This is a genomic window from Desulfitobacterium hafniense DCB-2, from assembly GCF_000021925.1.
GTDB lineage: Bacteria > Bacillota > Desulfitobacteriia > Desulfitobacteriales > Desulfitobacteriaceae > Desulfitobacterium > Desulfitobacterium hafniense.
Genome location: NC_011830.1, coordinates 3,190,553 through 3,210,146 on the forward strand (window position 1 = coordinate 3,190,553; position 19,594 = coordinate 3,210,146).

At 45.5% G+C, this 19,594-nt stretch carries 16 protein-coding genes and 1 tRNA gene; 3 read left to right on the forward strand and 14 right to left on the reverse strand.

Going from position 1 to position 19,594, the window contains the following annotated elements:
* Nucleotides 1–124: 124 nt before the first annotated feature.
* From DHAF_RS14825 to iadA, 5 genes are all read right to left on the reverse strand, one after another.
* A tRNA-Trp gene (locus DHAF_RS14825) sits at nucleotides 125–198 on the reverse strand.
* Between the two features lie 166 nt (nucleotides 199–364).
* On the reverse strand, nucleotides 365–490 hold the full coding sequence (locus DHAF_RS26595; RefSeq protein ID WP_015944312.1) for a hypothetical protein: 126 nt from the start codon (nucleotides 488–490) through the stop codon (nucleotides 365–367).
* Between the two features lie 65 nt (nucleotides 491–555).
* Complete coding sequence (locus tag DHAF_RS14830) at nucleotides 556–1,953, reverse strand: sigma-54 interaction domain-containing protein (protein ID WP_015944313.1); 1,398 nt, start codon at nucleotides 1,951–1,953, stop codon at nucleotides 556–558.
* 202 nt (nucleotides 1,954–2,155) lie between these two features.
* On the reverse strand, nucleotides 2,156–4,177 hold the full coding sequence (gene fusA, locus DHAF_RS14835) for an elongation factor G (RefSeq protein ID WP_011459896.1): 2,022 nt from the start codon (nucleotides 4,175–4,177) through the stop codon (nucleotides 2,156–2,158).
* Nucleotides 4,178–4,213: 36 nt separating this feature from the next.
* Nucleotides 4,214–5,422, reverse strand: a complete 1,209-nt coding sequence (iadA, locus tag DHAF_RS14840) for a beta-aspartyl-peptidase (RefSeq protein WP_015944314.1) — start codon at nucleotides 5,420–5,422, stop codon at nucleotides 4,214–4,216.
* 326 nt (nucleotides 5,423–5,748) lie between these two features.
* Between iadA and spoVB the strand changes: the two genes are divergently transcribed.
* Nucleotides 5,749–7,287 carry a stage V sporulation protein B gene (gene spoVB / locus DHAF_RS14845; protein ID WP_005812078.1) on the forward strand — a complete coding sequence of 513 codons (1,539 nt, stop codon included), beginning with the start codon at nucleotides 5,749–5,751 and terminating at the stop codon, nucleotides 7,285–7,287.
* A 658-nt stretch (nucleotides 7,288–7,945) separates the two neighbouring features.
* Here spoVB and DHAF_RS14855 read toward each other — a convergent pair.
* The gene (locus tag DHAF_RS14855; RefSeq protein WP_015944316.1) at nucleotides 7,946–8,200 is read right to left on the reverse strand and encodes a hypothetical protein; all 255 of its coding nucleotides are present in this window, start codon (nucleotides 8,198–8,200) and stop codon (nucleotides 7,946–7,948) included.
* Nucleotides 8,201–8,320: 120 nt separating this feature from the next.
* Between DHAF_RS14855 and DHAF_RS14860 the strand changes: the two genes are divergently transcribed.
* Nucleotides 8,321–8,545 (forward strand): alpha/beta-type small acid-soluble spore protein, encoded by a 225-nt coding sequence (locus tag DHAF_RS14860; protein ID WP_005812072.1) that lies wholly within the window; start codon nucleotides 8,321–8,323, stop codon nucleotides 8,543–8,545.
* A gap of 47 nt (nucleotides 8,546–8,592) precedes the next feature.
* Here the strand turns inward: DHAF_RS14860 and surE are convergent, their stop codons facing one another.
* The 6 genes from surE to DHAF_RS14885 form a co-directional block, all read right to left on the reverse strand.
* Nucleotides 8,593–9,348, reverse strand: coding sequence for a 5'/3'-nucleotidase SurE (surE, locus tag DHAF_RS14865; protein WP_005812070.1), 756 nt, complete (start codon nucleotides 9,346–9,348; stop codon nucleotides 8,593–8,595).
* Nucleotides 9,349–9,360: 12 nt separating this feature from the next.
* Nucleotides 9,361–9,534, reverse strand: coding sequence for a YpmA family protein (locus tag DHAF_RS25240; protein WP_011459899.1), 174 nt, complete (start codon nucleotides 9,532–9,534; stop codon nucleotides 9,361–9,363).
* A gap of 44 nt (nucleotides 9,535–9,578) precedes the next feature.
* On the reverse strand, nucleotides 9,579–10,136 hold the full coding sequence (folE, locus tag DHAF_RS14870; RefSeq protein WP_014794265.1) for a GTP cyclohydrolase I FolE: 558 nt from the start codon (nucleotides 10,134–10,136) through the stop codon (nucleotides 9,579–9,581).
* A gap of 193 nt (nucleotides 10,137–10,329) precedes the next feature.
* Complete coding sequence (locus tag DHAF_RS14875; RefSeq protein WP_005812065.1) at nucleotides 10,330–11,481, reverse strand: tetratricopeptide repeat protein; 1,152 nt, start codon at nucleotides 11,479–11,481, stop codon at nucleotides 10,330–10,332.
* 166 nt (nucleotides 11,482–11,647) lie between these two features.
* The gene (locus DHAF_RS14880) at nucleotides 11,648–12,112 is read right to left on the reverse strand and encodes a Fur family transcriptional regulator (protein ID WP_005812063.1); all 465 of its coding nucleotides are present in this window, start codon (nucleotides 12,110–12,112) and stop codon (nucleotides 11,648–11,650) included.
* Between the two features lie 154 nt (nucleotides 12,113–12,266).
* Nucleotides 12,267–14,204 (reverse strand): sigma-54 interaction domain-containing protein, encoded by a 1,938-nt coding sequence (locus DHAF_RS14885; protein ID WP_005812062.1) that lies wholly within the window; start codon nucleotides 14,202–14,204, stop codon nucleotides 12,267–12,269.
* Between the two features lie 393 nt (nucleotides 14,205–14,597).
* On the opposite strand from DHAF_RS14885, the gene DHAF_RS14890 reads away from it, so the two are divergent.
* On the forward strand, nucleotides 14,598–16,421 hold the full coding sequence (locus DHAF_RS14890; RefSeq protein WP_015944317.1) for an FAD-dependent oxidoreductase: 1,824 nt from the start codon (nucleotides 14,598–14,600) through the stop codon (nucleotides 16,419–16,421).
* 404 nt (nucleotides 16,422–16,825) lie between these two features.
* On the opposite strand, the gene DHAF_RS14895 is transcribed toward DHAF_RS14890, so the two are convergent.
* Nucleotides 16,826–17,068, reverse strand: coding sequence for a YkuS family protein (locus tag DHAF_RS14895; protein WP_005812057.1), 243 nt, complete (start codon nucleotides 17,066–17,068; stop codon nucleotides 16,826–16,828).
* A 62-nt stretch (nucleotides 17,069–17,130) separates the two neighbouring features.
* Nucleotides 17,131–19,458: a M28 family metallopeptidase gene (locus DHAF_RS14900; protein WP_015944318.1), complete on the reverse strand. Its 2,328-nt coding sequence runs from the start codon at nucleotides 19,456–19,458 to the stop codon at nucleotides 17,131–17,133.
* Nucleotides 19,459–19,594: the final 136 nt, after the last annotated feature.

Consider the following 19,594-nt stretch of genomic DNA (forward strand, 5'->3'; position numbering starts at 1 on the left):
CGGCGGGTTTTCCCATAAACAAAATAAAATCAGATGTTCCACTTTTGTTCTACCTAATTTTTATTATTTCGAATCTCGAAAAACAAAAAATCCCTGCAAACCTTGCAGAGAGCGGATTTCATATTGGCAGGGGATGCAGGAGTTGAACCCACACTAACGGTTTTGGAGACCGCTGTTCTACCATTAAACTAATCCCCTAAGTCACTTTATCAACTAGCGACAAATGAAATTATACTTGAAGGCAGGAAAAGTGTCAAGCTTAAGTTCTTAAAATATTTATAAGGGATCAAATTATAAAGGCTTAAAACTACGGACTACTTAAAAAGCTCTCACCAACTCGGTTGAGAGCTTTTGGGCGGCCCCTTTATGGCCAGTACAAATCTTTGAACCCTTCCATATCTTCACGAATAGCGTCGCCGCGATGATGCTGCTTTGGGGCGGGTTCTGGCTTTTTCTTAGGGTCCCTGCCCTTTGTGCCGAATAATGCCATGGAAAATCCCTCCTTTAGGTATAGGATGAGCAGATTCCCCATAAAGCATACCTTTTTACCCTGGGTTAAACATTATCCTCGAGGGTTTTCAGCTTATTATAGAGAGTAGCTAAGGAGATATTGAGGACACCAGCTGCCCGCTTTTTCCCTTCCACGGAATTGCCATAGCGGTCTAATGCCAAGCGAATCATCCTCTTTTCTAATTCATCAAGGGCCATAGGCTCACGATAATGAATCTCTTCCGTCTTATTGACAATCTCTACCAAACTGGCAAAATCCTTAATATTGAGCATATCTCCTTCCACGGAATCCATCGCCATCTCGATGACATTTCTCAACTCACGGATGTTTCCCGGCCAGTGGTAATCCAATAAAAGCTGCTCTGCCTGAGTCGTTATGCCAATCACATGTTTGCCCAGCTTCCGATTGGCCTTATAGATAAAACTCTGGGCGTAAGTCAAGGCATCTTCTTTATGCATTCTTAAAGGGGGTATTTGGATTTCAATACCACCGAGCAGATGATACAAATCCGGTGAGAACTGCCCATTCTCCACCATAGTTCTTAAATCGCGGTTAGTTGCCGTGATAATCCGAATATCCAGTTCAATCACCTGGGTTCCGTCAACAGGTTGGAACTTCTTCTCCAGAAGGATATGAAGCAATTTATCTTGTAAATAGTCATTAAGCAGCCCTATTTCATCAAGGAACAGAGTTCCCCCACTGGCACATTCCAATTTGCCCAACTTCCGCTCGGAAGCCCTATCCTGGCTTTTCTTCTCGTAACCCAGCAACTCAACTTCAAGAAGGCTTTCCGGTATATTGGCACAATCCACTTTCAAAAAAGGTTTATGGCTGCGCGTGCTGCCACTATGAATGGCATGAGCAAAGAGCTCTTTTCCAGAACCGCTTTCACCCATGATCATAATGGGTGAATGGGTCTCGGCCGAGCGACGCGCCTTATTGCGAATAAAAGCAAAATCCGGGTGGCTCCCTAGAACATCGTCAAAAGTATACGAGCTGGATGCCATCTGATCGACCCGGGTTGTAAGAGCTTGAATCATCTGTTTCGCCGCTTCGATCTCTTCGCCCAGCCTGGAGGTCTCCGTTAGTTGCTGAAACACCACCAGGGCCGCTTCGATATTACCTTCGATGACAATGGGGTATGCATTGGCAATGATTTCGATATCACACTCTTCCATCGTGGAACGATGTGCATAGATTGGTTCATGGGTCCTCAGTACTCTTGCCAGTGCCCCCTCCGGTGAGAGTTCGAAGATGTTCTTACCGATTCGTTCATAAGGAGATATGCCTGTTAAACGGCTGAAATACGGGTTGACATATTGAATGGTTCCGTCTTTGCCTGCGACCTCAATGGCTTCTTGAATCGAATTGTAGAGCACTTTAAGTTCTTCTTCTATGCGCCTACTATCCCTTATCTCCACCCTTTTTGGCTGTTGTCCCACAGTTGAGCCCTCCACTCTTTTTCCCTCAATTTTATATAATATATATTTATATAATTTATACAATAATTTGAATATTCAACGCATTTTGTAAATACCCTTCTTAAAATTAGGAATTTTTTATTAATCTTTAGTTTTAATTAACAAAAAAAAGAAAACAGCCAGGTAACTACCTGACTGTTGATTAAGCGCTATATAACCCTAATTAGCTTCCCTGGGCCGCTTTAAGCTCATTGATAATTCCTTCACTGATTTTAGAAGGTACTTCATCGTATTTTAAGAATCGGATATCGAAGCTGCCTCGCCCTTGGGTCATGGATTTTAAATCAATGGCATAGCGCATCATTTCCGATTGCGGCACATGAGCTTTAATCACCTGGAATCTACCATCGGCCTCCATTCCCAAGACCTTGCCCCGTTTGCCGTTGATATCACCGATAACATCACCCATGTAGGCTTCCGGCACCCTAATCTCAACCTCAGAAATCGGCTCCAGCAAAGTAGGTTTCGCCATTTCTGCCCCTTTACGGAAGGCCATAATGGAAGCCAGCTTAAAGGCCATTTCGGAAGAATCCACACTATGGTATGAGCCATCGGTCAACGTCACCTTGAATCCAGTGACAGGATATCCGGCCAGCACTCCTTCCGCCATAGCTTCTCGAATTCCCTTTTCTACAGCAGGGAAGTATTGTCTGGGTACAGCACCTCCGAATACTTCCTCGGCAAATTCAAACTCGCCGTCCATGAGAGGCTCCATATTGATCCAGACATGCCCATATTGTCCATGACCGCCGCTTTGCTTTTTGTGTTTTCCTTCCACTTTAACCGGCTTTTTAATGGTTTCCCGATAGGGAACCCGGGGAACTTTCATCTCTACGCCAACGCCAAATTTCCGTTGCAGCTTCTCCATCAGGATTTCAACATGCATTTCACCCATACCGTAGAGAATCAATTCTTTGGTTTCCACATTCTTCTCCACACGCATGGTGGGGTCCTCTTCCGCCAAGCGGGCCAGGGCACTCCCCAGTTTATCTTCATCTCCCTTGCTCTTAGGGGCGATGGCTACAGGTAAACGGGGCACAGGTAAATCAATGCCCTCCAATTGCACAGGATTCTCCTTGGCGCATAGGGTATCACCAGTAGCTGCATCCTGAAGTTTAGCTACAACGGCGATATCTCCCGCCGGGACGACCTGAACCGGGTCTTGGTTTTTTCCCCGCAGAATAAAAGGAGTGCTGATCTTTTCTTCTTTTTCTTTTTGAGCATTATACACCATACTGTCCCCTTGGAGCTTTCCTCCATAGACCCTGATAAAACTCATCTTACCAACATAGGGGTCGGCCAGGGTTTTAAAGATCAGGGCGCTTTTCTCTTCTTTAGTTTGGGGAACCGGGGCGTATTGAACAAAGAAGTCGAGCAAATTTCCAATCCCGACATTTTTGAGAGCTGAACCCGCAAGGACCGGAACGGTTAAATCCTTTTCCAAAGCGCTTTTCAAAGCTTGGCGAAGGTCGTCATCGCTTAAAGTTTCGCCATCCAGATATTTTGTCAATATATCGTCATCAGCCTCGGCTACCGCCTCAGCTAATATTTCTCGATAGTGTTCGACATCAGATAGAAGATCTGACGGAATATCCTTAACTGTATATTTCCCACTGGCATTGTTTTCATAGATATACGCCTTTTGCTCGATAATATCTACGACACCCTGAAACTGATCTTCATGACCTATAGGAAGAGTTAAGGGGGCAAAACGCATATTAGGGAAAGCTTCTGTGAGTTGGTTCAGAACCTTTTCAAAATTAGCATTCTCGCGCTCTAACTTATTAATAAAAATAACGCGGGGCAACTTCTGCTCTTCCATCAAGTCAAGGATAAGCTCAGCTTGTACCTCAAGACCTGATACACCGCACAGAACAACGACCCCGCTCTCTGCCACCCGAAGGGCAGACTTAACCTCACCAAAAAAATCAGAATATCCCGGAGTATCAAGGACATTGATTTTACATCCCTGCCATTCAACAGGAACAAGACTCGTACTGATCGAAACCTTGTGTTTAATCTCTTCTGGCAAAGAATCCGACATAGTGTTTCCCTCAGGCACTTTCCCCATACGGGTAACCGCACCTGAGTTAAAGAGACAAGCTTCTGTCAAAGACGTCTTCCCTGCCCCTCCGTGCCCTACAAGGCAAATGTTGCGTAGATTCATAGTGTCATAGGTCTTCAAGACAAATCAACCTCCTTAAAATGTATTAGAAAAGGTCTAACCTTTGACTAATCGTGGAGTTTCTACAGTCTGAAGATGACTCGCCAATGATGTCTCATATACCCCCAAAACAACAGGTTTACGGTTACGAATCATAACTCTTCCCTTAGCCCACACCTGCTCAATCATCAAGTCATCGGACAAGGCCACCAAATCACCGTCAAAGCCTTCCCGAATCATGCCTTTGTTTTTTAATTGTAGAATACGGGCGGGATTGGAAGTAATGGTTCTCAGAGCGGTATCAAGGGGTATGCCGTACCGGAGCACAGCTTCCCGGATATCGCGCCAAAGAACATGAACGGATCCTATGCCCATGCCGACAAGGATTCCAGCCTCGTTAAACTGAGGAAGGCTGCCATTTCCGTCTGAAGTAACCGTCACACGGTCATTCAGCAATCCCTGCTCGTAAAGGGCTTTTAAAACGAAAGGAACCTGTAAATGCGGTTCAAAATCATCGCAACCTGCTGTTAAATCAATTGTGCCACCTGCTTTGAGAAACTCTACTCCCTGCTCTAAGAGCGTTTCCTTTCGATTGATATGAGTTGGCATGAATTGGCTGATCGGAATTTCAGTTTCCTCAATTATTTTTAGAATTGGGGACAAACCTCTCTTCCCTTCACCCAGGTGAATATGAACAACTCCCGCTTTATCTCCTAGCATCCCCCCTACTCGAGCTTCCGCAGCAAGATGCTCCAGCTCAGATTTTTGAGGTTGGGCGGAACGATGGTCAGAAATGGCGATTTCACCCGCCCCTATCACTTTATCGATTAAGACTAAGTCTTTGCGCAAGGTATCAAAGATCATACGATCGGCTTGATAACCGCCGCTATAGACAAAGCACGTTAATCCTTCTTCTTCCAAGGCATTTGCCTTAACCAAGAGCTCTTCCATGGAACGGGAGATAGAATCCGTTCCCAAGCAACCTACCACAGTGGTTATCCCGGCCCGCGTCAGTTGAGAAAGTTGAACCTCAGGAGTTCTGGAGCTGGGCCCCGCTTCTCCTCCTCCTCCGCAGATATGGACATGAGCGTCGATAAAACCGGGAACGAGGTAATGTCCATGAAGGTCATACACCTCACCCTTAGCATAAGGGGGAAGGGACAGGTCATCGCCAAGGGCGGCGATTCGATTCCCTACAAGGAGAAGATCCCGCTCCTGCAGCGGCTCCGGTGCGAATAGTTTGGCATTTTTGATGAGTGTCCACACAGGCAACCCCTCCATTCGGAGGTAGAATGCCCAATTTTTGGAACAGTATTCACTTTACAAAAAATTGTCTTAAATCAACAATAATTAAATATTTCTCCACTAACTATAAAAATCCTTTTCAAATATTCCATAACTTAAAAAACATCCAGGAAACTTGCTTTAGGTGAAAGCATTCCATCTGAAGATTAAGTTATCCTCTGTGTGAATATTCGATATTGACAACCCAATTCCCTACCTTCCTGATCCTTAGAATAAATTGTCATCACTTTCCTTCTTCTGGCATAAAGTTAGTCAGGATAAGTGGGACCAGGGGGTTGGAGAGGAATATGGCCAAAAGAACCTTTATTTATGGGGCTGTCATTCTCTTGGCGGCAAACTTTCTCAATCGGGTTTTGGGTTTTATTTATCAATACTTAATCATGACCCATATTGGCGGAGAGGCCTTTGGACTATTCAATATGGTTTTCCCTATGTATATGTTTGCTTTAGTCTTTACCACTGCGGGCATCCCTTTGGCTGTTTCGAAAATGATCTCCGAAGCAGTATCTTTGCAGAATTATTCCCGTGCCCGCTCCATATTTCGTACTTCCCTTCTTTTATTGACCTGTTCAGGGCTGGTTATTTCCGTGGCTCTCTACATTATTTCGCCTCTCCTGGCAGAGCGTTTCTTTCCCGATCCCCGTGTTCTAAGGCTTTTTTTGATCTGCACACCGGCAATCTTTGTGGTCTCTGTTTCCTCAGCCTTTCGCGGGTATTTTCAGGGCATGCAGAATATGCTTCCCACTGCACTCAGTCAGATCTGTGAACAACTGGTGCGGGTCAGTGTGGGATTTTTCTCGGCTTACACTTTATTGCCCAGAGGGATCGAATGGGCCGCTTCCGGTTTGGCCTTGGGAATGTTGTCGGGAGAAATCATCGGCTTATTTATCATTATTCTTCAGTATAAACTCCAAAAAACAAAAAAGTCCTCCCACCAGAATGAATCCCTACATCCGATTCAAACCATGAAAGAACTTTTCCACTTAGCTTATCCAGTGACGATCGGCAGGCTCTTTTCCAGCGGGTTATCCACGGTGGATGCCATGCTGATACCACAACGGCTGCAACTAGCCGGCTATACAGCCCGTGAAGCCACCACTCTCTTCGGACAACTGGGCGGGGCTGTGTTTACTCTCCTTAATTTTCCCAGTGTCTTCACCTTTGCTTTGGCGACCTCTTTGGTTCCTGCCATTTCCGAAGCGGCCGCCCGAAAGCAATTCCAAACGGTTAAGCTCCGCAGTGCCCAAGCTTTACGGATGACCATTTTCATCGGGGTCCCCAGTTTAGTAATCCTCTTTTTCTTTGCTGAGCCTTTCAGCGCCTTTTTTAAAAGCGAAGGCACCAGCAGCATTCTGCGCATCCTTGCCTTAGGTGGGATCTTTTCCTACCTTCAACAAACCTCTACAGGAATTCTGCAAGGATTAGGCAAGGTCCAGCTCCCGGTGATCCATTCCATTATTTCCGCCGTCATCCGGATACCGATACTTTTCATTTTAACGGCTTCACCTCAGTGGGGGCTTAAAGGAACGGCTGTAGCTTATGTCGTCGGTTTTTTTATCTCCTCGACCCTGAATCTGGCCGCTATCGTCCACTATACAGGGATGCCTGTCGATCTTCGGGAGTTTCTTCTCCACCCGCTCATGGGCGGCATTGGCATGATGTTGGCCTTTCGCCTCTTTCATCCCTTCTTCGCTTTCCATCCCTTAGCCTTTCTCCTGGAGATCATACTGGGAGCGGTTCTTTACTTCGCCATTCTCTTCTTTAACGGCGGTATCAACCGTGACGATCTGCAGAGAATTCCCTGGCTCGGCAAGTTTTTACGCTGAGTCATTCTTCTCCAGGATTTTGCTTTACAGCGGTCGCTCCATAAGCTGCGCGGACAAAACTAACGCGAAAAGCCCTCCGCTTCGTCGGGTTCCCGGCCAAATCGCTCCTGCTCAATGGCCGGTTGGAAACGTCCTGTTTCCAACCCGACTCCGCTGCGTGCTTTTCGCGAAGTTTTGTTTCCGCTCGCTTAAATTCACTCTCTTCCGTAAAGCAAAATCCTTGGGCTGCTTTTCTGGTTTGAGTGAGCGGGGTTTTGTGGGACTGGGTAAGCATGGCTTTGAAGAAGACCTGAGCAGACCCCAGAAATGCCTCGCAAAGAAACCCGCAAGCAGTAGCTTTATGTACAAAAGCCGTGAACTCCGAAGAAGAAACCTTCCGGTGGAAGGTTTTAGGATTCACGCCCGAAGGTGTCGGATTTAGCGGAGAGGCGGTCAGGTCAACGAGGCTTTCTTAACGTAGCGGAGCCACGGTTCACATGCAGAAAACAACGGGGTTTGGCGTACGAAAGTGTCCGGTGGACAGTTTCGCTCAAGGCGGCACTCCCCAAAGCATGCCTATCCGCCGCAGATGCTGTTAAGAAAGCGGGTTAACCAGCCCCGGAGCTATGGAGTACGCGTTGTGCGTAAAGCTACGCGACCCGGAGGATCTTATCTCGTTTCAACCTAACCAGTGCTTAATCCGCTCCCCATACTGCCAATAGGTCAGGAGCGTGGTTAAGCCAAGAACAATAATCAGGATAATCTTATAGATAAAGAACACTTTGATCACCGTTAAAAAAGCTAAAATCAGGGCAAAGACGGCCGGTAAAACCAATATTTTTGTCCAGCGTTTATCCCTTTGCTTAAGCTTTTCCGGGGAGGAAAAAACAAAAAGGAATAAAATGAAGTAAAACAAAAAGGTCCCAATAATCAACTCAGTTTCCTCCCTTAACAATTAAGCTTAAATTCTCCATATTTTCTGTACTATATTTATAATCCCGTCTGTAAAAAATAGAATTGTCTCGATTAAACAGATGAAAGGAGATGGATATCTATGAGTCGCAGAAACCGCTCCGCCGGCATTTTGCCCAAGTCTGTTTTGGACGAGTTTAAAATGGAGGTGGCCTCCGAATTAGGTTTAACCGAACAAATCCAAACCAAGGGATGGGCTAACATGACCTCCCGTGATTGCGGCCATGTAGGCGGCCGCATCGGTGGAAGTATGGTTAAAGCCATGATCCGTCGCGCTGAGGAAAGCTTAAAGAACGACACTCTTTAACACTTCCTCAGCTACCATGGAAAATAGGAGTACAGTGCGCTGTACTCCTATTTATTTGGATTCTCAAGGGATAAGCTCTGTCGTAATTCCTTAAGTTTGATATAATCGGTTAAATCACTGTGCATGGGCGTTATGGATACATAGCCTTCCTGCACAGCATAGAGGTCCGTTTCCTGGTCGACTTCCGGTGATACGGTGCCTGCCTGCCAGTAGTAGTCACGGCCATAGGGAGCTTGCCGATGTTCGAAGACATTCTCATAGACTGCTTTGCCCAGCTTCGTGACACGGACACCTTTCCACTCCTTCTCCGGCAAGGGTGGAATATTGATATTGATTAATCCCGGCCCCAGGCGGAGTTTCGGCAACGATAGGGCCACAAATTGGGCGGCCGGCTTATAGTCGACGGCAGAAAAGGAAGCTAAGGATACTGCTATGGCGGGGACTCCCAAAAGCACCCCTTCCATAGCTGCGGATACTGTCCCCGAATAAAAGACATCGGTCCCCAAATTGGGGCCGTTATTAATTCCGGAGATGACTAAATCAGGTTTGGGAATAATACTGCCTTGTATCGCCAATTTAACACAGTCGGCCGGTTTCCCACTGACCGCATAGCCGGTGCCGCGATCTAACGAGTGCTTCGTAATAAACAAAGGTTCAAACAAAGTGATCGAATGGCCTGTTGCCGATTTTTGACTATCCGGTGCCACAATGAAGACATCGTATCCTGCTTCAGCTAAGGTTGTATAGAGGGTTTGCAGCCCAGGGGCAAAATATCCGTCATCATTTGTCAATAGAATATGCATTGTTCACTCCAATTACTCAACTTCATAGATTGCCATGGTCATGGTATTTTCTTTTTTGCTAAGGCCGAACATCAGATTATGCTCTTTAAGATTTTTATTAAGGAAATCCACCACTTTATATAATTCTGGATTGATCTTAAGCTTTTGAGTACCTATGAGCTCTATTTTTCCCGTTTTTTGATCCATAACTCTCATCCTTTATTTGGTTCCTTCGTTTCCATAGTGATCAATCATTGCTTAATCAACGCAAACCCTTCTGAGCGAGTGATTTCATTGGTTTTAAATATCCCGCGGACTGCAGAGGTTAAGGTCATGGAGCCCGGCTTTTTGACTCCCCGCATGGTCATGCACATATGTTCAGCTTCGATCACCACAAGGACTCCTCGGGCATTGAGCATGCTCATCACCGAATCGGCAATCTGTCCTGTTAATCGTTCTTGAAGTTGAGGACGTTTCGCATACCCTTCCACAACCCGGGCAATTTTTGATAAACCTGTCACTTTGCCTTTACGTGGTATATAAGCTACATGGGCTTTCCCGTAAAAAGGAACCAGATGATGCTCACACATGGAATAAACCGGAATATCCTTAACAATGATCATCTCCTCATGATCTTCAGAAAACTGCACTTTTAAATGCTGACTGGGGTCTTCATGAAGTCCGGCAAAAACCTCCTGATACATCCTGGCCACTCGTTTCGGGGTATCCAATAATCCTTCCCGCCTTGGATCTTCTCCAATGGCTTCCAGAATCATGGTCACTGCTTCCTCTATTTTTTCTAAATCCATGCCCAAATTCTCCACTACTCCTCCCACAAGGACTAATAATCAGAATTATCTCTCTATTGATAGGTGCTTGCCATACATTATACCAGATCGACTCAGCTTCTTCCTAGCAAATCATAACAAAACTTTAAAAAATGGTAAAGTAAAAGACAATGTTTTTCATTTAAAAAAGAAAAAAGGCTTTACGCCTTATAGTTTACGCTAATTGTAAAGCTTTATTATAACAATCTACAGCTGATTCATGATCCGTGAGATGGTCATAAATATTGCCCAGGAGTGCCCATCCCTCAGAATGATCCGGATCGATATTCAATAGTCGGTAGAGTATCTCAATGCCTTGATCCCAATTCCCTTTCTGGGTATGGCATACCGCTAGATTATAGAGGATGACCGGATTGGCTTGGGCTAATTTAAGAGCTTCTTGATAGTATTCTGTTGCTTTCCTTGTCCTTCCCAGGTGAACCAGAGTATAAGCCATATTATTCAGTAGCACGGGATCATTTTGACACAAACCATAGGCCCGCTCCTGCAGTTTGAGCGCTTCCATGGATTCACCTTTATTTTGATAGATGGCCGCAAGATTACACAGGGAATCGTAATGAGCTGGGTCATGCTTTAATACCTGGCGATAAAGTCGGATTGCTTTTTGATGTTCATTGATTTGAGTGTAGCAATAAGCTAAGCGAGCTTTGAGATCCGGATTATATTCATAACGAAGAGCTTTTTCAAAGCTAATGATAGCCTGTGACATCTGTTCCAGTTGAAGATGGATCTCACCTTTCATCTCCCAATACAAAGAGTTGTGGGGTTTCAGCTCACAACATCCCTGAAAACAACGCAAAGCCTCGTGAGGTTCGTTGTGGTAGGCATAAATGGTTCCCAAACGGTAAATATTCTCCACTTTTTTGGGATTAGCCCAGATGGCTTTATTCAAGGCATCCACTGCCCCGCGCCAATCCTCTTTTTCCATGAGGCAATCAGCCTGCAGTTCCAGATATTCAGTGCTTTCCGGTCCATGGATTAAGGCTTTGTCCAGGCATATTAATGCCTCCTGAATCAAACCTTGACCAAAATAGCAGCGAGCCATTAAGTATTGAATTTCTCCTTCCTTGCCAGGATATCTTCCCCAGATGCGCTCCAAATAATCACGCGCTTCCTGATAGGCTTGAAAGTCGATAGCCTGCTTAACGGTTTCCACGAGAGGCTTGTCCGAGTCTTGCTGCAAACGTATTAAACAATGTTCCAAGGAATCACTGTCTTTATTGGTAAATATCCAGGTAGAGTTCTTGAGTCGTGAAAGCCATGAATAGTCACTTGTCGCTTTTTTTGCTGTTGAAAGAGGAAACATAAGGCGTCGCTCCTTTACCTCGTTTTGAGTACATTTCGAGCAACTGGTATATTTTTCCTTCCCCTCATTCCATAAATCATCCGTCAAATAGTGCTTGGAAATTGGTCATTTCCCTTCAAATCCGGCATTGGCAATGATTTATCGTTAAGATCAGCAAAAAAGCACGTCAGTCCAACGTGCTTTTGCATTTATTGCAATATCCATAAAATTTCAGATCATGGTCAACTACTTGATAGCCATTGCGTTTTTCTATCTCAGCTTCCAAAGACTCCAGCAAGTCACCATCAAACTCTGAGACATTTCCGCATTTGATACAAATCAAATGGTGGTGGTGATGCTCATCTTTACGGTTAAACTCATACCGGCTTCGCCCATCGCCAAAATCATTTTTTTGGAGAATGCCTAATTCGGCCAGAAGGTCCAGAGTACGGTAAACCGTAGCCAGCCCAATATCAGGGTAGTTATGCTTAACCATCATAAAGGTATCTTCCGCACTCAGGTGCTGATCCTCATTCTCTAAAAATGCTTTTAAAATCGTTTGCCTTTGAGGGGTCAATTTGTAAGAATGATGACGCAAAAGCTCACATATTTTCTGATACTCATCTTTCCACTCTTCTTGTTTTGCTGCCATAGTCTCCCCCCGTCCTGTCTTCTCTTCAAATTATAGTGTATCCTCGGAATTTTGCCTAGACACAAATTACCATATTAGTCTTAACTTAATGATATTCTTTTAAACTATACACCCAGAATTGAAAAAAAGAAAGCATAATTAACAATAGCCTTGATTAAAAAGTCGTAGAACTTTCCTTACGCTGTAGTTTCCTATGAATTGTCCTGCGGTTGATTCCCAGACGTTCTGCAGCAGCACTGATATTCCCATTGACAGAGTCCAGCACACGTTCAATCATTTTTTGTTCAGCTAAGGCAAGTAATCCAAATTTATGCTCGTTCTCCTCTTCCAGTGTTTCGTCGATAACTTCTTCGGTGATCCTGCTTTGATAAGCTTCTTGTATCTTTACCGACAAATGCTCCGGCAGAAGGGCTGCTCCCCTGCCCAGCATGATGAAGGCATGTTCCATGGCATGCTCCAGCTCCCGCACATTCCCCCGCCATTTATAGGCTGTCAGGGCATTAATGAACCCTTGATCCATTGAGACAGAAGATTTGTCGTATTTTTTTTGTAATCTGCGGCTGAATTCCTCTGCCAACAAAAGAATGTCTTCCTTCCTTTCCCTTAAAGCGGGAAGATTAATCACAAAGGTACTGATGCGATAAAACAAATCCTCGCGAAATAGCCCTTCATCAGCCTGCATCAAGAGATCTGTTTTCGTCGCGGAGATTAAACGAATATCCACGGAAATCTCAGTAGTGCTTCCGACTTTTTGAACTTTGCCGGCGGAAAGCACTCTTAAGAGCTTTATTTGATCTTTCAACGGCATACTTTCAATCTCATCCAGGAACAAAGTGCCCCCGGAAGCTGCTTCGATCTTGCCAATCTTGCCATCCTTCAGAGCTCCGGTAAAGGAGCCTCCCTCATAGCCAAAAAGCTCACTTTCCACCAATTCTCCCGGAATGGCCCCGCAGTTTATGGCCACGAATGGACTGCCGGCACGGTTGCTCGCACTATGAATAGCTTGGGCAAACATTTCCTTCCCAGTTCCGCTTTCACCGTAAATCATCACCGGCACAAGGGTATCGGCAATTTTTTCGGCCGTATCCTTCGCTTTCTGGATGGAAGGGCTGCTTCCTTTAATCTGGTAAAATGTAAATAGGTCATTGTTTCTTTCAACTTTGCCCAGCTGTTTTCCCGATTCACTTTTTTCCACCAATTGAACCAGCTTCAACGTCTGGTTAGTAAAGTCATCTTTTATTTCATAAGAGCTTTGTTCGAGATCTGCCCCTCTGGATTTACTGATTTTTAACAAACGCTTCTTCAGGTCATGTTCAGGGTTTTTCTTTCCGTCTATCTCCAACAAGTCCGCTATTTTTTCATTATAAAATTTGATGATATTCTTTTCTGAAATTAAGGCAACTCCCTGAGGAAGACAATTGATGATTTGCCCTATTTGATTTTCATACCCAAGCATAATCGGTAAATACAGATTGTCATGTAGTTTAGCGATCTGAGAAATCAGATGATAGGCCTGAATACTAAATTCCGGCTTATGAGTAAGCAAACTCAAAGCCCCGATCACTTTATTTTGTTCATTATGAATGGGAGCTGATGCTCCGTGGAGTTCACCAAAAAAATGTTTAATGTAAGCCTGGCGATAATAGAAAGGCTGAAAAATAATGATAGGCTTATCCTCATGCAGGCAAACACAGGAACTGGTCGTTCCTCCTTTTTCTTCGGAACAATCCATAAAGGTCAGGGTGGATTTGCCCAAAAATTGACTGATTCCCTCTTTGGTCTGCAATTTAAATATATAGCCATTCAAATCAAAAATATTAAAAACATTTTTCAAAAAGAATTCATATTTTCTTACCATGGTCTGAAACAACTCTTTTTTCTGGGCACTATCCACGTCCCGATAATCCAAGGTATAAGGAGCGAGTCCATAGGCCCGGCATCTTTGCCAAGAATCGATAAACTCGCGGGGCACAACTGTTGTATCCACTTCTTTTCCTTCCAGAAAACGATTCCTTTCATGACCTACCTTGGCAAAATACTGGGAGTTGATCTTACCGGACTGAATCATTTGTACAAAATCATTCATCTCCATATATTTCCTCCTCTTTCACCTTATCCAGGACTATCATTTTGGGTCGATTAAGAAATGCGCCTCCCTGCAAAAGCATCACTCTAGAATTCTATTATTTAAAATATGTGACAATTAGAACTATCACAAGCGCTGTTGGACTTTTTTTCTCACTTAAATTCTAAAATCAAGGTCCTATTTTACTGTTCGTTGCTTAGCGAAGCCTTGGGAAATCCCGGGTTCCCGTTCCTTTAACCCTATTGGCACAAATATTGCAACCAATTTAGTATGTAATACAAGTTTTATTCATCTTCACTCTTCAATCCTGAGCGTTAGAGCAAAGGAGGTGCTTCAATCATTGTGATTTAATTAACGAATATATTCCTGATTTTAAAGATTCAAAGGAGGTAGGTTAAGATGACTCAGAAAGATAAAAAAGGTATTTCCAGAAGAGACTTTTTGCGCAATACCGGAATACTGGCAGGCAGCGCTGTCGTCGGTTCCACTCTTTTAGCCGGTTGCTCGACACCCACCAATACTGCCAATACTCCCGCTCCGTCCACTTCTGAACCGCAATGGGATTATGAAGCAGACGTTGTCGTCATCGGGGCCGGGGGAGCCGGCCTGCCCGCCGCTGTCAAAGCTCAGGCGGATGGAGCCTCGGTCATAGTCGTTGAAGCCAGTTTCGATATCGGCGGCCATTGTGCAGTCAGCGGCGGCAACCTGCACAGCGGGGCCGGCACAAGCGTACAGAAAAAGCATGGAATTGACGATAGTCCTGATCAATATTACATGGATCATACGACCGATCTTACCCAGGTTTCCCGCTACAATGACCGCGATGTTGTTCGAGCGACCGCCAACTCTATGCCTGAAGCGTTTGAATTTATTCTGGCTAATGGGGTCTTGGTTCTGGATACACCTCCTACCAAAGGTAAGAGCTATCTTGAAGGCGGCACCAGCCCGGAAAGCGTCCCCCGTGATCTCGTAACCGACGTTGAGACCATGGGCTGGGTGAATTATCTGAGCAATACCGGCCCGAAAGATGGTCCCCTGAGACGGGGCATCGGCGTTGTCCGGCCTCTGGAAAAAACCTTACGGGAAAAAGGCGGCCAATTCTTAATGAGCTACCACATGGATAAAATTATCAGGGAAGGTGAACTTACAGGCCGGGCCATCGGAGTTGAATGCAGCTATAATCCCACCACTCTGCCAGGGGAGAGCACACCTTTGAAAAACGCGTATCCCAACGGCAATATCGAAACCACCAAAGCAAACGTCAGAATTAAGGCCAAGAAGGGTATTGTCATCGCTACCGGCGGACATACCAGCAATGTAAATTTCCGTACCATGTTCGACCCTCGCCTTACTATAGAATACGACGGCGTTGCCGGAGATCCCTTCTCCCTTCAAGATGCCAGCGGGGAAATTGCGGCGATGGCCATCGGTGCAGCCCTCGGAACTCTCGCCAATCAGTCTCGGGAGGTTGGCTCGGCCATTACCCAGCCGGCCTTTCTCGCCTGCCAATATGGCTATCGGAACTCCGCTGCGGCTACGCGTCCTACAAGCGTTATCTTTCCTCTGATCAGAGCAACAGGTATCGAATACCGCACCTTCGAGGATGCCATTCTGGTCAATGCGCTAGGCAAGCGGTTCTGGAATGAGGAGGATGCTACTGCCAACAGTTTTGATTATTTTGCAGCTGCCCTGGGAAGTGTTATTATCGATGGCTCTTCCCCCACGGATGCACGCCGTATCGGCGGACCTATCTGGGCCATCTTTGATTCAGAAGCTGTGGCCCGCCGCAAATTAACAGTTGAGCCTCCCTATGTCGATATTGGTGACGGACGTTTCTTTGTGTCCGACACCATCGAAGAGCTGGCCGGAAAGATTGTAAACAAGTATTACGAAGATATCAAAATGGACCCGAAGGTACTGGCGGATACCGTTGCCAGATACAACGGCTTTGTCGATGCTAAAAAAGATGATGACTACGGCAAAAAGGCTCTCGAGCACAAAATCGCCGCCGGTCCCTTCTATGCGGCCTGGGCTACTCCCTGCCTCCATGACACACTGACCGGCCTCAGAGTCAACGGCGATCAACAGGTCATCGATTTGTGGGGCCAACCCATTCCCGGTCTGTTCTGCGGTGGCGAAGCCTCTTCCGGACTGTCGGTTCACGGACTGGGCCGCGTTATTACCCAAGGCTACATCGCCGGCAAAAGCGCAGCCAAGGGCTAGTTTATATACACCATATCGATAACTCCCATGTCAGGTGCACAAATTAAGAAGGAAAGCCCCGGCTTTCCTTCTTAATTTTAGAATTACTTATTAGTCAAGACATCTCCAGATTGAACTCTGTTTTTAATAAAACCACCCATAGGAGTATGGGTAACCATAGGGCGGTGGCGGCGGATAACCATAAAACCCGGGATAAGGGTATCGATAAGATGTGCTTACAGCACCTAGTCCAAATCCCAACCCCAGGCCAACTCCAAAGGGAATGATGCCAAAGGCCATTGTTATCGCCCCTTTCATAAGATTTGGAGTGTTAAAAAACTTCCCTTTCTATTTTATGGCGTTTTCTGGGTTTGTTGCCTAAATAAAAGAGGGACGTGTCTGCACACTCCCTCACTAATGGGCTATTAGGATAATCGGTCTCTGAGAATTTCGACGATTTCTTCAGCGCTCCGTCCTGAAGCATGAACCACAGGCACATGAAACTGGGCTTCCTCCGCCAAAATATCAGTCCCATCCCCTTTGACAACAACTGCACTTATATTCCTTAATGGCTCCTCCTCTAAGGGCATCGTATGAAATCCCGCCGTATGTAATTCTTGAACGACATTGGTAAGGCCGTTTTCTACAGCAATCTTTTTGTACATCATATCAACCTCCTCACCATTATTCTGCCTTGACTTCTGTAATCTATGCTGACGAAATTTGGCAGTTAGAATTCAAAAACATCTTGATAGACTTCTTTATAGTCAGGAGAGATATGAGGCAAATTGATGCTGTACCGTGGGGTTTGATCGGCAAACACCACTTCTATACTGCATTTCACGATACCTTCGGCAGCAATTTTCCACTGTATTGTCCCTTGATGAGGCGGTGTACGCTCCAGAAGCAGAGCGTAGCTGCCATCGCGCTCCTTACCTTCCAAAGCAATCTTTTTGGGCAACTTGGCAATGGGAACGAAGTCAACCATCTCCTGGATTTTAAAAGGCTTTTTACTTTCCAGTTTTATTCTTACTAAGTAGGGATCCCGCCCATATTTCATAGCCATTTTGAAGTTGAGGAGACGCTCGCCGGTGTCGGTGACGGAGACATTGGCCTGCAAGGGGGCTTTTTCAGAGGGTATCGGCAACTCAAGCACTTTTTTGTCTTCCCCAATCTTGGTCTCCTGGGAATCAAGCTCTTTAAGGAGACTCTTGGGGAGGGTGTCGGTACTGGATACTCTGAGTATAACCCTTTCCGATTCCGTCCAGACTTTTTGAACAGTGATCGGCTGAGGGTTGGCTCTACTATAATTTGGAATCAAGCCCGTTCCGAGAACACAGCCAACACCTACCAACAGAGCGGGAATAAGCAGCCGCTTGAGCATTTGCTCCCAAGGTCTTTTTCCTTTTTCTAAGATATATAAGGCCCCTAAAAGAACTGGGATAAAGAGTAGTCCATAGAGGACGATAAATAATACTGGGTAGAGATGAATGGTTTCATAAAAACTGGGCCATTGTTGAGAATTTAAGAGCTCCCAATGGGTCTTATAGATAAAATAAGGCCCTATAAACAATAAGATGATGCTTGGATAATAAAGAAATAGATTAAAACAAAGCAGCCAGAAAAGAAAGGGGAAGGCTAAATCAATTCGATAAAGCCCTAAAATAATGGTGAGCAGGGTTAAGGTCAAGACGCCAATCAGCCAATAAAGTTTGCCTCCTTTGGGCTGGGGTAAGCTTCTTAAAAGTTTCAAAAAGATCAGCAGTGCGCATAACACCAGAATAACCCTCAGCGTTAAGAATACTCCGGGATAGGCCTGCCATAAATAGACTCTGCCTTTGAGTAATTGCCATAACGCTTCGCCGGCGCCACTTAAGAAACTCGCTAGAAAAGCAGCACCGGGAATACCTACGCCGATCAGCACATACTCCTTGAGATTGCCTTGAATAAAGGGTTCCTGGTCACGGAAACTCCGGGAAACAGAGAATACTGTAAAGAAGATAGTGAGGATAAAAAGTATCCTCAGCCCTAAAGTCGGTATGATCACGACGAAGGATCCCAGCTGGAACGGCAAATAATAGGAATCCCAGGTTTTCTGACCGCTACCCGTCACTTCCACAGACTCGATAAGCTTAGGAATGAACTTGCCCACAGTATCCAGGCTTTGTAAAGTGACCCGCTCAATCCGATCCTCAGGCCGATGATAGTACCCCTCCGCGCGGCCGGCAATGCCCAGACCAAGAGCAGGTATGCTTTGATCCAGGAAAGGGCTGAAATCGCTGGCCCCTCCCTGTGAACCTTCTCTGGTCATCACTGCAAAATCCCGGCTGATATGGAAAGGAATTTGTTCCTGACGGGCGAGCGTTACAACCTTATCTACCAATTCCGGGGGTGCTGATGTCTTGCCGGCGATATCAATCTCCAGTGGAGTGCCCACCATGTCCAAATTCAACATCCACTGGATCGCCGATAAATCGCTTTGAGCAGTGAAATACTGTGAACCTACCAAACCATTTTCTTCTGCTCCAAAAAATACGATTTGGTAGCTCTTCTGATGCTTTTCCTGACCTAAGATACGGGCTATTTCCAACAGCACGCCCACCCCGGAAGCGTTATCAATAGCTCCGGGAGTTGAAACATCGGCGCTGTCATAATGAGCCCCCAGAAGAATGGTTTCCGGTGAGGCCCCTGGTAATTCAGCGATAATGTTCTGACTGTTGATCACTTGAATTTTATGCTCGGGTTTAAGAGGATTGGCATTGCCCACAATCTTGCTGAAGGGCTGCTCCCGCACCTTCCATCCATATTGTTCCAGCATATAGTACAGATATTGAGCCGCTTTGGTTTCATTAGGACTTCCGGCCGGCCGGGGACCGATCTTTTCCGATAAATGCAGAATATGTTCATAGGCTTTATCTGCCGAGAAGTCTTTGGACACCTTCCCCGAGGCTGGGGCGCTATTGTAAGCCATAGGCGTCAGCGGCTGAGGTAAATTCAGTGAACAAAATACAAACAGGATTATGACCACTAAGAGAAACCCGTGTTTATTTTTTCTCATCAAGATCCTGCCCCTTTACATTTCTGTGCTTGTGAATGTCTATGTAAAAAAATAAAAATCTATGCCAACCAGATTTTTGGAACAGAGCTCTTTATGTTATAATAGAAGAAAAGTCTGGAGCCAATGAAATAATGTG